This window comes from Massilia sp. GCM10023247 (assembly GCF_042653325.1).
In the GTDB taxonomy this organism is placed as follows: domain Bacteria; phylum Pseudomonadota; class Gammaproteobacteria; order Burkholderiales; family Burkholderiaceae_D; genus Telluria.
Window position 1 is genome coordinate 11,640 of record NZ_JBHSIB010000024.1, and the last position, 17,196, is coordinate 28,835.

General features: G+C 67.7%; 14 protein-coding genes. 5 read left to right on the forward strand and 9 right to left on the reverse strand.

The window, feature by feature from the left end:
- Positions 1-11: 11 nt before the first annotated feature.
- From ACFPAH_RS19235 to ACFPAH_RS19255, 5 genes are all read right to left on the reverse strand, one after another.
- Positions 12-719, reverse strand: a complete 708-nt coding sequence (locus ACFPAH_RS19235) for a hypothetical protein (protein WP_379748522.1) — start codon at positions 717-719, stop codon at positions 12-14.
- Positions 716-2,074, reverse strand: coding sequence for an MBL fold metallo-hydrolase (locus ACFPAH_RS19240; protein ID WP_379748524.1), 1,359 nt, complete (start codon positions 2,072-2,074; stop codon positions 716-718). Before ACFPAH_RS19240 ends, ACFPAH_RS19235 begins: the two co-directional genes overlap by 4 nt.
- Before the next feature lie 332 nt (positions 2,075-2,406).
- Positions 2,407-5,727 (reverse strand): EAL domain-containing protein, encoded by a 3,321-nt coding sequence (locus tag ACFPAH_RS19245; protein WP_379748526.1) that lies wholly within the window; start codon positions 5,725-5,727, stop codon positions 2,407-2,409.
- A gap of 206 nt (positions 5,728-5,933) precedes the next feature.
- The gene (locus tag ACFPAH_RS19250; protein WP_379748528.1) at positions 5,934-6,524 is read right to left on the reverse strand and encodes a methyltransferase domain-containing protein; all 591 of its coding nucleotides are present in this window, start codon (positions 6,522-6,524) and stop codon (positions 5,934-5,936) included.
- A 56-nt stretch (positions 6,525-6,580) separates the two neighbouring features.
- Complete coding sequence (locus ACFPAH_RS19255; RefSeq protein WP_379748530.1) at positions 6,581-7,993, reverse strand: APC family permease; 1,413 nt, start codon at positions 7,991-7,993, stop codon at positions 6,581-6,583.
- 445 nt (positions 7,994-8,438) lie between these two features.
- Here ACFPAH_RS19255 and ACFPAH_RS19260 point away from each other — a divergent pair, with 445 nt between their 5' ends.
- Entirely contained in the window at positions 8,439-8,906 is a 468-nt protein-coding gene (locus tag ACFPAH_RS19260) for an SRPBCC family protein (protein ID WP_379748532.1), read from the forward strand.
- Complete coding sequence (locus tag ACFPAH_RS19265) at positions 8,893-9,246, forward strand: ArsR/SmtB family transcription factor (protein ID WP_379748534.1); 354 nt, start codon at positions 8,893-8,895, stop codon at positions 9,244-9,246. The genes ACFPAH_RS19260 and ACFPAH_RS19265 overlap by 14 nt, the downstream gene beginning before the upstream one ends.
- Before the next feature lie 46 nt (positions 9,247-9,292).
- On the opposite strand, the gene ACFPAH_RS19270 is transcribed toward ACFPAH_RS19265, so the two are convergent.
- Together ACFPAH_RS19270 and ACFPAH_RS19275 are read right to left on the reverse strand one after the other, a co-directional pair.
- Positions 9,293-11,506 carry a S8 family serine peptidase gene (locus ACFPAH_RS19270; RefSeq protein ID WP_379748536.1) on the reverse strand — a complete coding sequence of 738 codons (2,214 nt, stop codon included), beginning with the start codon at positions 11,504-11,506 and terminating at the stop codon, positions 9,293-9,295.
- A 277-nt stretch (positions 11,507-11,783) separates the two neighbouring features.
- A complete protein-coding gene (locus tag ACFPAH_RS19275) occupies positions 11,784-12,533 on the reverse strand; it encodes a PEP-CTERM sorting domain-containing protein (RefSeq protein WP_379748538.1) in 750 nt (249 codons plus the stop codon).
- A gap of 201 nt (positions 12,534-12,734) precedes the next feature.
- Between ACFPAH_RS19275 and ACFPAH_RS19280 the strand changes: the two genes are divergently transcribed.
- On the forward strand, positions 12,735-13,556 hold the full coding sequence (locus tag ACFPAH_RS19280; RefSeq protein WP_379748540.1) for a ferritin-like domain-containing protein: 822 nt from the start codon (positions 12,735-12,737) through the stop codon (positions 13,554-13,556).
- Positions 13,557-13,588: 32 nt separating this feature from the next.
- Positions 13,589-14,179 (forward strand): flavin reductase family protein, encoded by a 591-nt coding sequence (locus ACFPAH_RS19285; RefSeq protein ID WP_379748542.1) that lies wholly within the window; start codon positions 13,589-13,591, stop codon positions 14,177-14,179.
- Positions 14,180-14,208: 29 nt separating this feature from the next.
- Here the strand turns inward: ACFPAH_RS19285 and ACFPAH_RS19290 are convergent, their stop codons facing one another.
- Positions 14,209-14,835, reverse strand: coding sequence for a hypothetical protein (locus ACFPAH_RS19290; RefSeq protein WP_379748544.1), 627 nt, complete (start codon positions 14,833-14,835; stop codon positions 14,209-14,211).
- Positions 14,836-15,025: 190 nt separating this feature from the next.
- Positions 15,026-16,123 (reverse strand): branched-chain amino acid aminotransferase, encoded by a 1,098-nt coding sequence (locus tag ACFPAH_RS19295; protein WP_379748546.1) that lies wholly within the window; start codon positions 16,121-16,123, stop codon positions 15,026-15,028.
- Positions 16,124-16,280: 157 nt separating this feature from the next.
- Here ACFPAH_RS19295 and ACFPAH_RS19300 point away from each other — a divergent pair, with 157 nt between their 5' ends.
- Positions 16,281-17,141: a MaoC/PaaZ C-terminal domain-containing protein gene (locus ACFPAH_RS19300; RefSeq protein ID WP_379748548.1), complete on the forward strand. Its 861-nt coding sequence runs from the start codon at positions 16,281-16,283 to the stop codon at positions 17,139-17,141.
- Positions 17,142-17,196: the final 55 nt, after the last annotated feature.

Here is a 17,196-nt window from a genome sequence, read left to right on the forward strand (position 1 = left end):
GGCCGCTCCCGCTATTTTCCCAGCAGGCGCAAGCTCTGTTCCCAGTTCTCGCGCCACGGATGCAGGAAATCCTGGCTCGCGAACACCCTGGACAGGCGTCCGGCCGGCACCCGGTAGAGGTCGTTCAGGCCGAGGGCCAGGGTCACCGGATTCCACAACGCCTTGTTCTTCGACTTCCTGGCGCTGCCCTTGACGCGGGCGCCGTCGTCGCCGAACATGCCGCCGCCATCCGCGAGCGCGGCCTCCAGGTCGATCTTGACCAGTCCCCCGAAGGCGGCCAGCACCTGCTCGCGGCCGATTCCCAGCCTGGACTCGGCCGCGGGCGCGGGCGGCGGCGAAGGCGCGGCCTCGCGCGCCAGCCGGGCCGGCAGGCGCTCGACGTCCTTCTTCAGGAAACGCAGCTCGTGCAGCGCGCGCCGGAAGCCCGGCGCCGGCAGCTTGGCCGGCAGGCGGTACACGTCCTTGGTGATGGTGATGAGCACGTCTTCGCTGCCGCCGGCCAGGCGCGCAATGTCGGCCTCGAAGAAGATCGGCGCCGCATAGCCGCCGTTGGCCTCGCCGAACAGATCGGCGTGCGCTGCATCGTAGTCGAGCCAGACATAGGGCGTCAGGCCGGACTCGAGCAACCGGGCCAGGGTCCACGGGGTGCCGGTTGCGCCGGCGAGCCAGTCGCAGGCTTGTTCGGTGGTGGCACGGAAGGGCAGTTCGCTAGTCGTCATGTGCGTTCTTTCAGCCGGCGCAGCTGCGCGGCCTGGTAGGCGCCGAATGCCTCGTCGAAGAGGCAGCGGATCAGGGGATCGTCGACCAGGTCGCTGGACGCCAGGTCGTGTTCGGTCTCGGCATCGAAGACCGTGTCGTTGATGCGCATGTACATCGAGCTCAGCGATTCGCCGAGTCCGAGCGCCGCATACAGTTTGGCAAGCGGCACTTCGGTGGTCCAGGACAGGGGCCCGGCTTCGGCCGGCAGCGCGGCGATCGTGTCGCCTTCGACCCGGTAGCGCCAGGCAGTGCCGGCCCCGGTGTGGTCGTAGACGGTCAATTGCCAGATGCGCGGACGCTCGAAATAGCTGTCCTCGGGCAGTTCCATGGCGCGGTAGGCGTCGGCGAGCCCGCGGGCGAGGTAGTCATGCACGCGCGCCGCCTGCGCTGGGCTCAGCGCCGGAAAGCGGCGCGCAATGTCGGCGGTGGCGGGCGGCACGGCCTGCGGGTCGTAGCGGTAATCGACATCTTGCTCGCCGACCGGCATCACCCAGGGCAGCGGTGCGGCCGGGCCCAGGCTGCTCCGCTCGCCGCTGCGCATGAGTTCGAGCGCGACGCCCGGGTTCATGCGCACCACCTGCACCCCGGGCAGCGCCGCTTCGACCTGCTCGCCGAACTGGCGGTAGCTGATCGGGAAGAAGGCCTGGTTGTACCAGGACCAGGGCTCCTGCTGGAACTGGCAGGAGCTCGGCACCACGTAGCGCGGCCGCAGCACGGCGAGCTGTTCGATCCAGTCGGCGGGCAGCGCCGGGGGCGCGGGTGCGGCGCGCGAGGGCGAAAGTACCTCGATCTCGCGCATGGTCTGGAAGGGCCACAGCACCATGTCCCAGGGCGCATGCCGGGCCAGCGTCTCCAGCCCTTCCGGGTCGATCCACGCATCGACGACATTCAGGACGTTCAGGCCGGCGGCGGCGACCTGGAACATCGAGTCGACCTGGGCGTCGAGCGCCGCCCGCGGCGTCACGGCGAAGGGGCCGACCTTGACCGGCATGTCGATCTGTAGCGGGTGGACCTCGGTGAAGCCCAGTTCGCGCACCATCGCGAACAGTTCCTCGAACAGGCAATAGATGTGGATCGGCGTGCGCCGGTCCAGCAGGTCGAGGCTATCGAGCGAGCAATGGTCGTCGTGAAAATGCGAGATGAAGACGGCGTCGAATGCCGTGGCGCGGATCTGTTCGTGATCGAAACGGACCTCGGGAAACGCATGGCAGTTGCGGCTGAACGGATTCTCGAACACCGGATCGAAGGCGATGCGCGTACGATCGCACTCGAAGACGTAACCGGCATGCAGGATGCGGGAGATGGTGAGGGTCATAAAGGCCTGCGAGGGCGTGGGTGAAACCGACGGCGAGCCGGCAGGCGCTCAACTTGCTATTGCACCGGGCCGGCCATTATCGCCTACCTGTGGGTCCGCCACAATGCCGCGCCGGAAACAGCGCGCGCGGCCCCGCGCCCGGCCGCGCAGGGCACGGCAGCGCCGGTCAGCCGAGCATGCCGTCGCCGCCGCCGAAGCCCTCGTCGCCGAGCCTGTCGCCGCCGAAGCTGTTGGCGTCAGCGCCGGCGTCGCCCGGAAAATCGTGCTCGCTCACCCCGCTGCCGGCGACGCTGTCCGCAGATCGGGGCCGCCCGCTGCGGCCCGGGCCGGCTTCAATGCACCATCTGGCGCTCGAGACAGGCCTCGAACGCCTCGCGCGTCAGCGCTGGCGAATGATAGAAGCCCTGGATGTAGTCGCAGCCGAACGCCGCCAGCATGTCGCGCTGGGCCGCGCTTTCGACGCCCTCGGCAATGGCCTCGATGCCGAGGCGGTGGGCGAGGTCGATGATGCCTTCCGTCAATGCCTTGTCGCTGCCGTTCTCGGTCAGGTTGTTGATGAAGCTCTTGTCGATCTTGAGGTAGTCGACGTCGAAATCCTTGAGGTAGGAAAGCGAGGAAAAGCCGGTGCCGAAGTCGTCGATGGAGACGCGTGCGCCGGCCGCGTGCAACGCCTGCAGGCAGCGCTTGACCTGCTCGGCGTCGCTCACCAGCAGCCCCTCCGTGATTTCGATGGTGATGCTGTTGGGCGGCAGCTTGGCGTCGACCACGCGATCGAGCCAGGACAGGGTGCCGCGGCGGTCGAACTGGACCGGGGAAACGTTGACGCTGAGCTCGACCACATAGCCGTAGGCCCGGCGCCAGCGCTCGATGCTGGCGATGGCTTCGCCGACCACCCAGCCGCCGATCTGGTCGATCAGGCCCGCGTCCTCGGCCAGCGGGATGAAGCGCGCCGGGCTGATCATGCCGTGCTCCGGATGGTCCCAGCGCAGCAGCGCCTCCGCCTTGCGGATGGGGCCGCCGGCAACGTCGACGATTGGCTGGTAATGCAACTGCAGCTGGCCGCGGCCGAGGGCCAGGCGCAGGTCGTTGGTCAGCGCGAGCTTCTTGCGCGCACGCTGCTGCAGGGTAGGGGTGAAGTACCGGAAGCGCCCCCGTCCTTCGCTCTTGGCGAGGTAGACCGCCGCTTCGGCGTTGCGCACCAGGTCGGCGGCATTGTTGCCGTCGTCGGGATAGACGCTGATGCCGACGCTGGCCGACAGGTAGGCCTCGCCGTCGCTGCCCAGCGCCAGGGGCGCGGCAATCGCCCCGATCACGGCTTCGGCCGTGGTTTCGAGGTGGGTGCGGCCGTCGAATTCGCCGATGATCAGGGCGAACATGTTGCTGCCGAGGCGGCCGATGGTGGTGCCCTCCGGGGCGCAGCGTTCGATGCGCCGGGTCAGTTCGACCAGGGCCGCATCGCCTTTCGCGTGGCCGAAACTGTCGTTCACGTCCTTGAAGCGGTCGAGGTCGAGCAGGAGGACGCCGAGGCCGTGGCCGGCGCCATGGCTCTTCTTGAGCTCCTGTTCGAGGCGGTCGACGAACAGGCGGCGGTTGGGCAGGCCGGTGAGGGCGTCGAAATTGGTCTGGCGCCAGATCAGCTCGTCCTTTTCCTTTTGTTCGCTGATGTCGCGGAACTGGATCACATGGCGGTAGACGCGCCCGTCCGGATGGCGGATCGCGCGCATGTTGACGTACTTGGCCGTGAATGCGCCGTCGCTGTTGCGGTCCAGGATCTCGCCCTCCCAGGCGTCGTGCGCCTCCAGCTCCTGCCAGATGCGCTCGTAGAAACGGTTGTCGTGCATGCTGGACGCAAACAGCGCCGGTCGGGTGCCCAGCACCTCCGGCAAGGCGTAGCCGGTCTGGGTGGTGAAGGCGGGGTTGGAATCGACGATGCGGTTGGCCTCGTCGGTGACCAGGATCGCTTCCAGGCTGGTCTGGTAGATCAGGTTCGCCATGCGCATCGATTCCTCGAGCTCGCGCCGCTGCGTGACGTCCTGCACGGTGCCGCGCAGCTTGACCACCTCGCCGTCTTCCAGCACCGGGCCGCAGATCGTGCGCACCCATTTGCGCTTGCCGGCCCCGCTGACGATTTCGAGCTCGACGCTGAACGATTCGGCACGCAGCCGGGCGCCCTCGACGCTGCGCGCGATCAGGGCGCGGTCTTCGGCGCGATAGCAGGCGGTGCAGGCCTTGGGAGTAAGTTCCTGGCCCGCCGGGAGTTCGTAGATGCGCGCCAGTTCCTCGGTCCAGTGGAAGGCGCCGCTGGCCAGGTCGACTTCCCAGGCGCCGATCTGGGCCAGGCTGCTCATTTCCTCGAGCAGGCGGTCCTGCTCGCGGATCGTGCGTTCCTGGCGGCGCCGCTCGGTGATGTCGCGGGCGACGCCAAGCACGCCGATCATGGTGCCGTCGGGCTGGGTGATCGGGGTCTTGATGGTCTCGAAGACACGCTGGCCGGCGGAACCGGGCAGCTCCTCGAGTTCCTCGGTCCGGACCGGGCACCCGGCGCGCAGCGCGGCGGCGTCGCCCAGCCGGAAGCGCAGCGCCGCCGTCGGGCCGAACAGGTCGTCGTCGCGCCGGCCGACGATCTCGGTTGGCGGTTTGCCGAACAGCAGGGCTGCCTTCGCATTGCAGGCCAGGTAGACGCCATGGCGGTCCTTCAGCCAGACCAGGTCGGGGCTGTTCTCCACCAGCGAGCGCAATTGCGCCTTTTCCCGTTCGAGCTCGCGGGTGCGCCTGGCGACCGCCCGCCGCACCGTCACCAGCCAGCCGCCCAGCAGCAGCACCAGGCAGGCTAGCGCGACCAGCGCCTGCATCAGGCGCTCGGCGTAGCGGGTAAAGATCAGCGGGCGCCCGATCCAGCGCTCGCGCAGGGCGTCTAGCTCGGCCTGCGAAATCTGCGCCATGCCCCGTTCGACGAGGGTCAGCGTGGCGCTGTCGCCCTTGCGCACTGCGCGCCACAGCTCGTCGCGCGACACCTCGAAGGCCTTCACGTAGCTGCGCTGCAGCCCGAGGCGGTACAGGTGGTAGTCGGCCGAGTACTCGTCCATGCACAACAGCTTGACGCTCTGGCTCGCCGCGGCCGCGATCAGGGCTTCGTAACTGGGGAGCAGGCGCACCTTGCCGACACCGGCCCTGCGCAGCTGTTCGGCGCAGGCGTCGTCGGCCTGGACCGCGACCTCGAAGCCTTTCAGGCTGGCCATCTCGTGGATGCCGCCGAGCGATGCATCGGCATAGATCGCGGTGGCGACGGTGGCGTAGGGCTGCGAAAAGTCGAAGTGCTGGGCCCGTTCCGGGGTCCGGAAAATCGGGTCGATGACATCCGTTTCGCCGCGCTGCAACATCGGCTGCACCTGGGCCCAGTCGGCCGCAATCAGCTTGACCGGGACCCCGGTCTTTTGCTCCCACAGGCGCCAGACGTCGACCGAGTAGCCCTCGAGCTTGCCGTCGCCGTTGCGGTGGGCGAAAGGCGGATAGTTGGCATCCAGGGTGACGCGCAGCGGCGCCGCCGGCGCGGGCGCAGGCTGCGCCGACGCAGGCAGGGCCGTTCCTGCAAGCGAAAACAGGCCCGCAAGGAGCAGCAGGCACAGCCGCAGTCGCAGCACAATGGACACCATCAGCACTCCCCAGAATGCCGGCGAGCACGGGACGCAGGGCGCTGGCGGCCCCGGCCGCGCGCGCAGCCTGCATGTTTTTTTACGAACGATACCATGAAGTCTGCTTGCCATCGGCAGCGGCCGTGGCGGAGCGCGTGCATATATTGCATTTGAAACAAATCGCGCACCAGGTGCGGCCGCGGCTGCGGCGACCCGGCCCGCCAGGTTCAGCTCTTGACCAGCTTCTTTTGCGCCGGGGTGATGGTCCAGTAATAAATCGTCCTGCCGTCGACGGTTTCGGTCTTCTCGGGCGGCCATTCCGGTCCCATGTCGAACGCGTGCGACACCACGCGCGCGCCGACTTTCAGTTGCTGCCACAGGCGCGGGCGCAGCCTGGTGTTGATCGTCGGCAGCAGGTAGAGCGTCACGACCGATGCCGGCGACAGGTCGGTCTCGAAGAGATTAGCCACGCGAAAGCTCACCTTGTCGGTCACGCCGGCCTTTTTTGCGTTTTCCTTCGCCTCGGCGATGCGCTCGGGATCGATGTCGATGCCGGTGCCGCGCGCGCCATGGGCCTTGGCTGCGGTGACCACGATGCGCCCGTCGCCGCAGCCGAGGTCGTACAGGATGTCGCTCTTGCCGACCCTGGCCAGCTGCAGCATGCGGTCGACGACCTGCTGGGGCGTGGGGACATAGGGGACATCGAGGGCCGGCGCGCTTGCGGCCGGCTGGGCAAGCAGCCGCGGGGCGGGGAGCAGGGCCAGGCCGGTCGCGGCAGCGCCGAAACCGAGCAGCGTGCGGCGGGGTTGGGAAGTCATCGATACTCTCCTTCTGGTGGGTGGATGGGGAACGGCGAGTTTCCTGTGGGCGGGGCTCAGGCACCCGGCGCCGGGCCGGGTCCGGGCACGGCGCCTGCGCGCAGCAGCGGCAGCAGCAGCAGGCCGGCCGCGAGCACGGCGACGCCGATCCAGGCCGCGTTCAGGCCGCCGAGCGACTGGTTGACCACATACGACAGGCTGGACCAGAGCATCCAGCAACAGGTCGCGCAAAATACGAGCGGCAGCAGCGGGAACAGCGGCACCTTGAACGGGCGTGCCAGGTTCGGCTCGCGCCGACGCAGCACGAACAGCGACAGCCCGGCCAGCAGGAAGAACAGCCAGAACACCGGGGCCGTGAATTCGACCATCGCCTTGAAGCCGCTGCCGAAGGCGGCGCCGAGGCCGACCAGCAGCAGCGCGGCGACGCCCTGCGCCAGCATGGCCGGGGCCGGCGAGCCGCGCGTTCCGTCCCAGTGGCCGAGCAGGCGCAGCCGCGGCCAGTCGCAGCCCATCGCATAGCCGGTGCGCGCGCCGACGATCATGGTGGCGTTGATCGAGGTGAGCGCCGACACCGCCACCAGCAGCGAAATGATGGTTTCGCCCACGGGGCCGAGGGTCGCGCGCATGACGTCGGCGGCCAGCGCTTCCGAAGCGGCCATGCCGGCCAGTCCGAGGGTGTGCCAGCAGGCCCAGGTCACCAGCAAATAGAGCAGCGTGATGACCAGGATCGACAGGGTCAGGGCGCGGACCATGTTGCGGCGGCCGTCGCGCACCTCGGCGCTGATGTAGGCGGCTTCGTTCCAGCCGCCGTAGGTGAGCAGCACGAAGATCATCGCCATGCCCCATGAGGGCGGGCCCGCGCTCGCCGCCTGCGGCGGCAGGGGCAGGGGCGCCGCGGCGAAGAACATGGCCGCGCCCGCGATCAGGAGCAGGCCGCCGACTTCGAGCACGGTGAGCCAGGTCTGGGTGAGCGATCCCGCGCGGATGCCGCGCAGGTTCAGCAGGGTGAGCACGGCCACGGCGGCAAACGCGTAGACGGTCGCGCCGGAGGCCCCGGCCAGGCCGGGCAGCGGCAGCACCTGCTGCAGGTAGTCGCCGAACACGAAGCCGAGCAGGGCGATGGAGCCGGTGGTGATCACGGAAAAGCGTGCCCAGCCAAACAGGAAGGCGACCCGGCGGCCGTAGGCCCGGCGCAGGAAGTGGTAATCGCCGCCGGCGTGGGCGCAGGAGGTGGCGAGCTCGGCATAGCAGAGCGCGCCCGCCAGGGACACCAGGCCGCCGAGGACCCACAGCCCGAACATGGCGCCGGCGCTGCCGCTGTGCCCGGCCACGATCGAGGGCGCCTTGAAAATGCCCGCCCCGATCACGACGCCGACGATGACGGCGACCGCGTCGCGCAGGCCGAGCGTGGGCTGCGGCGCGCTCCCCTGCGCTGACGATGCAATGCGTCCTGCTTCGGTGGCATCCATGATGGCGGTCAATGGTCAGTGAGACGACTATGAGCAACTACGAGCAACTACGAGCAACCAAAGAGCAACTAAGAGCAACCAAAGAGCAACTAAGAGCAACTAAGAGCAACTGAGAGCAAATAAGAGCACCGAAGAGCAACCAAACGCAGCTGAGGACAACCAAGGGAAACCTGGAACAGTTTGGCAGGAAGCGTCGTATGCGTCATGGATTTGTTGCGCCGGCGCGCCGGATTTGCGTTGTCGGCACGCCGGCCGCCAGGGCGGTCGCGGCCCTGGCCCAGTCCATGCCCGGATTCGACGCTGCGCAGCCCGGATTGGTTCCCATGCTGCATACGCGAGCGAAGCGCCGGTGCACATGCGTTTGCAAGGGCAGGCCCGCGTGCGCTACACTGGGTACGCGCAACCAATCGGTTGCATATCAATCCTCATCCGCCGGAGGCCCCACATGACCGCAAGCACAAGCAGCGACCGCATCGAACGCAGCATCGAGATCCGCGCGCCGCGCGCCAGGGTATGGCGCGCGCTGGCCGACACCGCCGAGTTCGGCGCATGGTTCGGCGTGAACCTGGCGGGCCAGGCCTTCGTGCCCGGCGAACGGGTGCGCGGACGCATCACGCATCCCGGCTATGAACACCTGTGGTTCGAGGTCCGGGTCGAGCGCGTCGAGCCGGAACACATGCTGTCCTTCCACTGGCACCCGTATGCGGTCGATCCCGCGCTCGACTATGCGCAGGAAACGCCGACGCTGGTGTGTTTTACCCTGCAGGACGCGCCCGGCAATGGCACCCTGCTGACCGTGGTCGAATCGGGCTTCGACCGGGTGCCGGCGCAGCGCCGCCTGGAGGCCTTCCGCATGAACAGCCAGGGCTGGGACGCGCAGGTCGGCAACATCGCGCGCCATGTCGGCGGCTAGCGTCGGCCCGGAACGGCTTGCCGCCGTGTTCGCGGCGCTGGGCGACCCGGTGCGGCTGCAACTGGTCACCCTGTTGTGCGCGGGTGGCCTGATGTCGATCGCCCAGCTGACCGCGGGCACGGCCATCACCCGGCAGGGCGTGACCAAGCACCTGCACGTGCTCGCCGAGGCCGGCATCGTGTGCGACGTGAAACTCGGGCGCGAGCGCCGCTGGCAGCTCGACCCGCAGCGCATCGAGGAGGCGCGCTGCGCGCTGGAGGCGATCGGCCGCCAGTGGGAGCGGGCGCTCGGCAGGATCAAGGCCTTCGTCGAGGCGGACGGCGCGGGGCCGTCCGCCTGAGGCGGGCCTTGCCGGGCCAGCTTCTTACTTGCTACTTACTTGCTACTTACTTGCGCCCGATGGTGGCCTGCTTGACCGCCTGCTGGCCGTCGGCATCGGCCGCCCGCACCTCGACGGTCCACGGGCCCTTGCCCGACAACGTTACCGCTTTCGCGAACACCAGCGCCTCGCCCTGCCGGGCAAAAGCCGACTTGTCGAAGCTGTGCAGCACCTTGCCGCTGCTGGTGACGACCTGCACGCGCGCCTCCTGGACTGTCGACACGCCGTTCGCGTCCGCGACCCTGGCGTTGATCGTCACCGGCTGGCCGCTGCTCACCTTGGTGGCGCTGACGGTCAGCGCGGCGGTCGGCGGCACGTTGTCCGGCACCGTCACCTCGTACTTGCCGGTGTAATCGGTCGAGACCAGGTTGACTCGCCCGTCGACCCGCACATGCCATTCGCCCGCCTGCGGATACTTGACTTCGACCGAGCGGTATTTCTGGACCGTGGTCAGCCCGGCCGACTGGGCCGCGAAGTTGACGCCGGTGCTGGGGTCGACCCCGGGAGCGTACAGGCTGATGTACAGGTTGTTCGCTTCCAGGGCCCACGAAGCGTCTGCGAACAGCTTGACGGCGCCCGGCTCCACGGTGATCTTGTGCAGGCCGTAACCGGCATTGGTCTGGAACGAATTCAACATCGCCGAGCCGGCATAGGTGCCGCCGGACACCCGCATCGGCCCCGGGTTGAAGTGCACGAGGTCGTCATCGGTGACGGCGTGCGGGATGGCGCCGGCCTTGACCGCATCGACCGCCTTGCGGGTGTCGACGAAGCCGGCGCCCGCGTCGAAGGTGTCGTAGCCCTGCATGACGGCCTTGTTGGCGGTCACTTCCAGCAGGCGGATCACGTCGAGCGGCGCCAGGCGCGGCCCGCCGCGCACGTCCTGGGCCTGGTGCACCAGGGCCGCGATCCCGCTCACGTGCGGCGTCGCCATCGAGGTGCCGGATGCGGCGCCGTAGTTGGTGCCGCTGGCCGTCATCGGATGCACCGGGTTCTGCGCCGAGACGATGTTTTCGCCGGGCGCCACGATGGCGGGGCGGTCGATGCCGAGCGGCCGCGCGGCATGGTCCCAGGCGGCCTGTTCCTCGGCGCCGGCGGCCAGGAAGGACTGCAGGTTGGCCAGCGCCAGCTCGCGGTCGTGGTTGCCGTCCGGGCGCCCGCGCGAGGAGAAGCCGGCCATGCCGTAGGCCTTGTTGGTGGCGCCGATGCCCAGCGCGTACGGGGCGTTCGAATACGGGTTCATGGTGTTCGGGCTGGGGCCGTCGTTACCGGCCGCGAAGACCGACAGGATGCCCTGCTCGTAGGCCAGGCGCGAGGCGACGTTGGTCGAGCGGTTGGGGTTGAAGGGCTCGTAGGACGAGCTGCCCCAGGAATTGCTGAGCACGCGGATGTCGGCTTCGCCGTCGCGCACGCTGGCGATCACGTGGTCGTAGGCTTCCAGCGTGAAGGGCAGGTTGATGCCGGTGCTGGTGGCGTAGCTGATGATGTTCGCCTTGGGCGCCATGCCGCGCAGGTTGCCGTCGGAGTCCACGCCGGTGCCGGCGATGGTGCCGATGCAATGGGTGCCGTGCCCGTATTCGTCGGTGTTCCATTTCGCCCCGAGCAGGTCGGTATGGCGCTCGACGATCGCCGTCTCGACGTCGATGCCGTCCGGGGTGAGCGAGACGTAGACCTTCGGGTCGCTGCCGAGCGCGCCCGCCACCGCGTAGTTCTTCTTGACGTTGACGAGATCGGGATGCAGGCCGTCGGCGCCGGTGTCGATGATCGCGACCGTCACGCCGCTGCCGTCCAGCCCGAGCACCTTCTGCACCTCCTCGGCGCGGGTCATGACGCGGCCTTCGGCATTGAACAGGCGCTGGCTGCGGCTGGGCTCGATGAAGCGGGTCTCGGGCCAGCCTGCCACCTGGCGGATCTGGTCGCGGGTCAGCAGTACGCGCGCCATCGGCAAGACCTTGTAGGTCTTGACCTTGCGCGCCAGCGTAGACAGGCGCGAGGCGCTTTCCTTCTTGTCGAACACGACGATGACGTCGTAATAGACGTTGGTCAACTGCTGGTTCAACTCCTGGGCGAACAGCGAGTCGATCCGCGCCGCGGCCAGCGCGCCGAGCGTGCCGGTGGTGCCCGGCAGGATGCCGGTGACGGCGGCGCTGGCGAGCGGGCCCTGGGCGCCCAAAGCCATGACGAGTGCTGCAACAAGGGTAAAACGACGGCGGTTTGTACTCACGACGATGCTCCTCTTGATCTGTTGTTATTGGGATGCGCTGGTGAAAAACGGCATTTCCGTGTGCCGCCTGATGAGTATTTCGGCACTGTCAACACAGGTCAAACGTGCACATATCTGTCACAAATTTATTTTTGAAAACTTCACAAAAGCGTTGTGTGTTCGCCAACGCACAATTGTGCGCGAGAGAAATTGTGCTAGGCGAAGATTCCGTACTTAACGGGAGCAGCGCCAAAAAAAAAGCCTGGCAGAGCCAGGCTTCGATGCAATGCGATGCAGATCAGGCGCGCTTGCGGCGGCGTGCCGCGGCCAGGCCCGCGAGAGCCAGGCCCATCAGTGCCAGGCTGCCCGGTTCCGGCACATTCGCGACGCGCAGGTTGTCGACGCTGATCGTGAGCTTGTTGTCGATGTTTGCGGTGCGGAAGCCCAGGGTATCGAAGGATTTGACATTGCTGTTGGCTAACTTCGCCTTGATCATGGTCGGTGCCAGGTCGGCTGCGCTTGGCTTGAACCACGCCTCGAAGCTGTCGTAATAGTGATTCGCGCCCGGCTTCGACTTGTACAGGTGGCCTGATACCTGATAGCTGACGCCGGACAGCAGGTCGCTGCCTGGCAGGTAAGTGCCGGTGGTGCCCGAGGTGCGCACGAACAGGTCGTTGGTGCAGGCGCCGTCGCAGTTGGCCTTCATGCCAATGTTCGGGCCGGCCGAATTGCCGAACCACAGCGCGAGGAAGTCGTTATTGCCGAGGGTGCCCGTGTAGGTAAGGGTGAAGTCCACGAACACGTCCGAGAACTGGCGGGTGTCGAGCTTGCGCACTGCCGCGTTGTCGCTGTTGCCGCTGAAGACCAGGGCCGAGTTCAGCATCTTGGCTGGAGCCGTGGCCGGGTTCTTGCTGCCGGCGAGGGTCCAGCCCTGCTTCCAGCCGGAATCGGTGCCATCAAAATTGTCATACGCGGTCACGAGCGTGGCGTTGGCAGCGCCTGCGGCAGCGAAGGCGAGGGAAGCGATGATCGAAGTCGAAAGTTTCATTCCAGGATGATGAGTTGTTATTAAGGATGATTACCTATAAGCACGTTTCGTGCCATAAAGTAAATATCCTTACAAAACAGCAGCTTGGTGTTTTATGCAAGAAATTACATGTGCCTACTGTAAAGTTTCCCGACAGGAAGGAGGCCGCCGGCGCGGCGCCGGTTTTTGCTACACTGCCGCCTTTGCCCCGATGGATCGCCCATGTCTCACCCGATCGAACTGCGCGCCGCAGCCCTGGACTGCCTGCTGCTGACCGACCCGCGCGCCAAGGCCGATGCCGTCGCTGCGCTGGTGCGTGCGCGTGCCGAGGGCAGGGCGAGGGTCGAGCGCGCGGCCGTGCTCGACACCACGGGCAGCATCCCCGGCCGCCCCGCGCGACCGGAACTGGTGCCGCCGCGCCTGGTCGGCCGGCGCTCGATGGCGACCGTCGAAGGCCGCGCCATGCTGGTGCATGCGCTCGCCCACATCGAGTTCAACGCCGTCAACCTGGCGCTCGACGCCTTGTGGCGCTTTCCCGGCATGCCCGAGGCCTACTACCTCGACTGGCTGCAGGTGGCCGCCGAGGAGGCGTACCACTTCTCGCTGCTGGCCGGGCACCTGAAGGTGCTGGGCTATGCCTATGGCGACTTTCCCGGCCACGACAGCCTGTGGGAAATGGTCGAGAAAACCCGCGGCGACGCGCTGGCACGCATGGCCCTGGTGCCGCGCACGCTGGAGGCGCGCGGGCTCGATGCGATTCCTCCGCTGCGCGCCAAGCTGGCCCACGCCGGCGACCTGGATGCGGCCGCCATCCTGGACATCATCCTGCGCGACGAGGTCGGGCACGTCGAGATCGGCAACCGCTGGTACGGCTTCCTGTGCGCGCAGCAGGGTCTGGAACCGCGCGCCACCTACGACGAACTCGTCGTACGGTACAAGGCGCCGGTCCTGAAAGGACCGTTCAACCTCGAGGCGCGGCGCCGCGCCGGCTTCAGCGAATCCGAACTGGCGCGCCTCGCGCAGGGCGGGCAAGCGGCCGGCTGACCCGCCGCGTCCCCCCCAAATTGGAGCCAACGATGCAGCAACACATCCAGCCGGTCCCGCTCGAGAAAGCCTACCGCCTGCTGAACCACGGGCCAACGGTGCTGGTATCGAGCCGGCACGAAGGCGTCGACAACGTCATGGCGGCGGCCTGGGCCTGCGCGCTCGACTTCGCGCCGCCCAAGCTGACGGTCGTGCTCGACAAGGCGACCAGCACCCGCGCACTGGTGGAGGCCAGCGGACGCTTCGTGATCCAGGTGCCGACCGCCAGGCTGCTCGCACTGACGCACGCGGTCGGCACGCGCAGCCTGGCCGAGGCGCCGGACAAGCTGCGCGAGGCCGGGGTCGAACTGCTGGGCCTGGGCGCGCATGATGCCCCCGACGCGCTGCCTTTCGTTGCCGGCTGCGCGGCCTGGCTGGAGTGCCGACTGGTCCCGGAACCGCACAACCAGGCCGCCTACGACCTGTTCATCGGCGAAGTCGTGGCGGCCTGGGCCGACGACCGGGTGTTTCGCGACGGGCATTGGCATTACGAAGACGCCGGAGCCGGGTGGCGCAGCATCCACCACGTGGCCGGCGGCCATTTTTATGCCATCGGCGAGGCGCTGCAGGCAGGGGAAGCGTAAGCCGTTCGACCAGGCCGCTGCCAGGGGCTTCAGAAGTAGAAGTTCACCAGTAGTCCGAGATGGTCGCCCTTGACCGGGATACGCGAGCGCTTTTCCTTGAACTCGTCGTTGGCCCAGCGCAGCTTGAAGCCGATGCGGTGCGAGTACATGTACTCCAGCTCGGCGACGGCGCCGGTCGAGTCGTCGAAGCGGTAGTCGCCGATGTCGCTCGCGCCGCCGCTGCGGAATTCCGCGTTCGTCACATGGCGGATGCCGCCGCCGACGCGCACCTGGTCGTTGACGTGGTAGTAACCCAGCAGTTCGAGCGGGATGCGCTCGAAGCGCATGCTGCCGTTACGGGCGCTGGCGTCGTCGAAGTGATAGCCGATGGTGCCCTGCACCGAGAACTGCTGGTTGATCCGGTAATCGAGGCCCGCCAGCAGGGCGATGCTGTCGCCGCCGTTCAGGTCGATGCTGAAATCCTCCTCGTAGTACTGCGTGGCCAGCTTGTCGCCGCCATGGGTCAGGCCGGCGCCGATCACGAAGCGCAGCGGCTTGGCCAGCGGATCGACCACCACGTAGCCCGGTACCGGCGCCGCTGCCGGGACTGGTTCCTGGGCCTGGGCGGCGCCGAGCGAGGCGATTGCCAGGGTGACTGCAAGTGCAAGATTGTTCATGTCGTCGTCGTTGTTGTCGTACCGGACGCAGGATCGCGCCGCCGGGTGACAGGCATGATAAAGATGCAATTATCTTGGCACAAGCGGGATCGGCATTTGTTGCGAAAAGGAAACAAAAGCCGGTGCAAGGGACGGGAAAGAAGACCGACGATATCCGGGCAGTACGCGCGTACTGCCCGGGCGGATCCGCTTAGAACACGCGCTGGATCCAGCCGTGCTTGTCTTCGGCACGGCCGTTCTGGATGTCGAGCAGGGCCGACTTCAGGCGCGTGGTCACGGGACCGGCGTCACCAGTGCCGATGGCGGCCTCGAAGCCCTTGCCCTTGACCTTGCCGATCGGAGTCACCACCGCCGCGGTGCCGCAGGCGAAGGCCTCGACCAGGCGGCCGCTGGCCGCGTCGGCCTTCCACTGGTCGATCGAATACGGCTCTTCGCGCACCGTCAGCCCCAGGTCGCGCGCCAGCACGATCAGCGAATCGCGCGTGATGCCCGGCAGGATGGTGCCGGTCAGCGGCGGCGTCTGGATCGAGCCGTCGGCGAACACGAAGAAGATGTTCATGCCGCCCAGCTCCTCGACCCATTTACGCTCGACGGCGTCGAGGAACACCACCTGGTCGCAGCCCTCGCGGGTCGCTTCGGACTGCGCCGCCAGGCTGGCCGCGTAGTTGCCGCCGCACTTGGCCTCGCCGGTGCCGCCGGGCGCGGCGCGGATGTAGTTCTCGGACACCCACAGCGTCACGCCGGCCGCGCCGCCCTTGAAATAGTTACCGGCAGGCGAGGCGAACACGCAGTACAGGTATTCGTTGGCCGGACGCACGCCCAGCGCCGCTTCGGCGGCGATCATGAAGGGGCGCAAGTAGAGCGCGGAACCTTCCGATTGCGGGATCCAGTCGCGGTCTTCGGAGACCAGCGCGTGCACCGATTCCAGGAACAGCTCTTCCGGCAGCGGCTCCATCGCCAGGCGGGTGGCGGAATTGCGGAAGCGGCGCGCATTGGCTTCCGGGCGGAACAGGGCGGCGCCGCCGTCCGGCTGCGGATAGGCCTTCAGGCCTTCGAAGATTTCCTGCGCATAGTGCAGCACCATCGTCGACGGATCGAGCGGCAGCATGCCGCGCGCCTCGACCTTGCCGTCGTGCCAGCCGCGGCCTTCGGTGTAGCGGATCGTGACCATGTGGTCGGTGAACGCACGGCCGAAGCCGGGATTCTGCAACAGTGCCGAGCGGTCGGCGGGTGGAAGGGGCATCAAACTTTTCTGGATCGACAGGGTCGATTGGCGGTCATTGCTCATACGTTCTCCGGGATACGAAATATGCATCAGTGCGTGCGCGACAGTGCGGTAGTGCGTCGTCAGGCAGTATTATCAGCCAATCACAGCTTTTTGGTGTCGCGAATATTGCGGTACCGGCGAAGAAGCGATACTTGTTCGGTCATCCAGGGAGGAATACTTGTTTCGTTCGCTCGACAAGGGGCAATCGGCGCCCCCATGCCTGCCGCCGCCGGGCGCCGGCCTGCTGCTGCGCGCGCTGTTCAAGCGCCCGCGGCCGCCGCAGGCGGCGCCACCCGCGCCGCTGGCCTCCGAATTCGTGGCCGAGGCTGCCGGGCGCGAAGGCGTCGAGCGCTACAACGCCGCGCTTGGATTCGCGCCGGGTTCGACCCCGCTGACCTGGTATTACCTGATGGTCCAGCGCGCCCACCTGGCGACCATGCTGGGGCCGGCTTTCCCGTACCGGATCGCCGGCATGGTCCACGTCGAGAACGCCCTGGAGCTGCACGGCGCCGCACCGGGCGGCCAGCTGCGCCTGTCCACCCGCATCGACATCCTGCCGCCAGGCGCGTCCGGCGCCGTGTACTGCGCGCTCGCCACCGAGGGATGGTGCGGCGAGGCGCTGGTGTTCACCTGCAGCAGCACCTACCTGGCCGTGCGCGGCCGGCGCCGCGGCAAGCGGGCGGCGGCGCCGGAGCCCGCTGCAGCGGCGGAAACCATCGGTGCATGGACGCTGGCGCGCTCGGCCGGGCGCGGCTACGCCCGGGTCTCCGGCGACTGGAACCCGATCCACCTGGCCGGCTGGACCGCGCGCCTGATGGGCCTGCGCGAACCGATCATCCACGGCATGCACTCGGTAGGCAAGGCCTGCGCCCGGCTCGAGCAGCTGTCCGGGCAGCGCGTGACGGCGGTTTCGGTGCGCTTTCGCTCGCCCATCCCGCTCGGCGCCGGCGTGGTGCTGGCGCACGGCAGCGTGCCCGGCACCTACGCCTTGTATTGCGGCGCCGTGCTGGCCGCCGAGGGCAGCTTCCGGCTCGGGTGAGTCTGGCTAAAAATTGCTGTGTTGAAAGTAATGCCCCGCGATCCGCCGCTGCTGC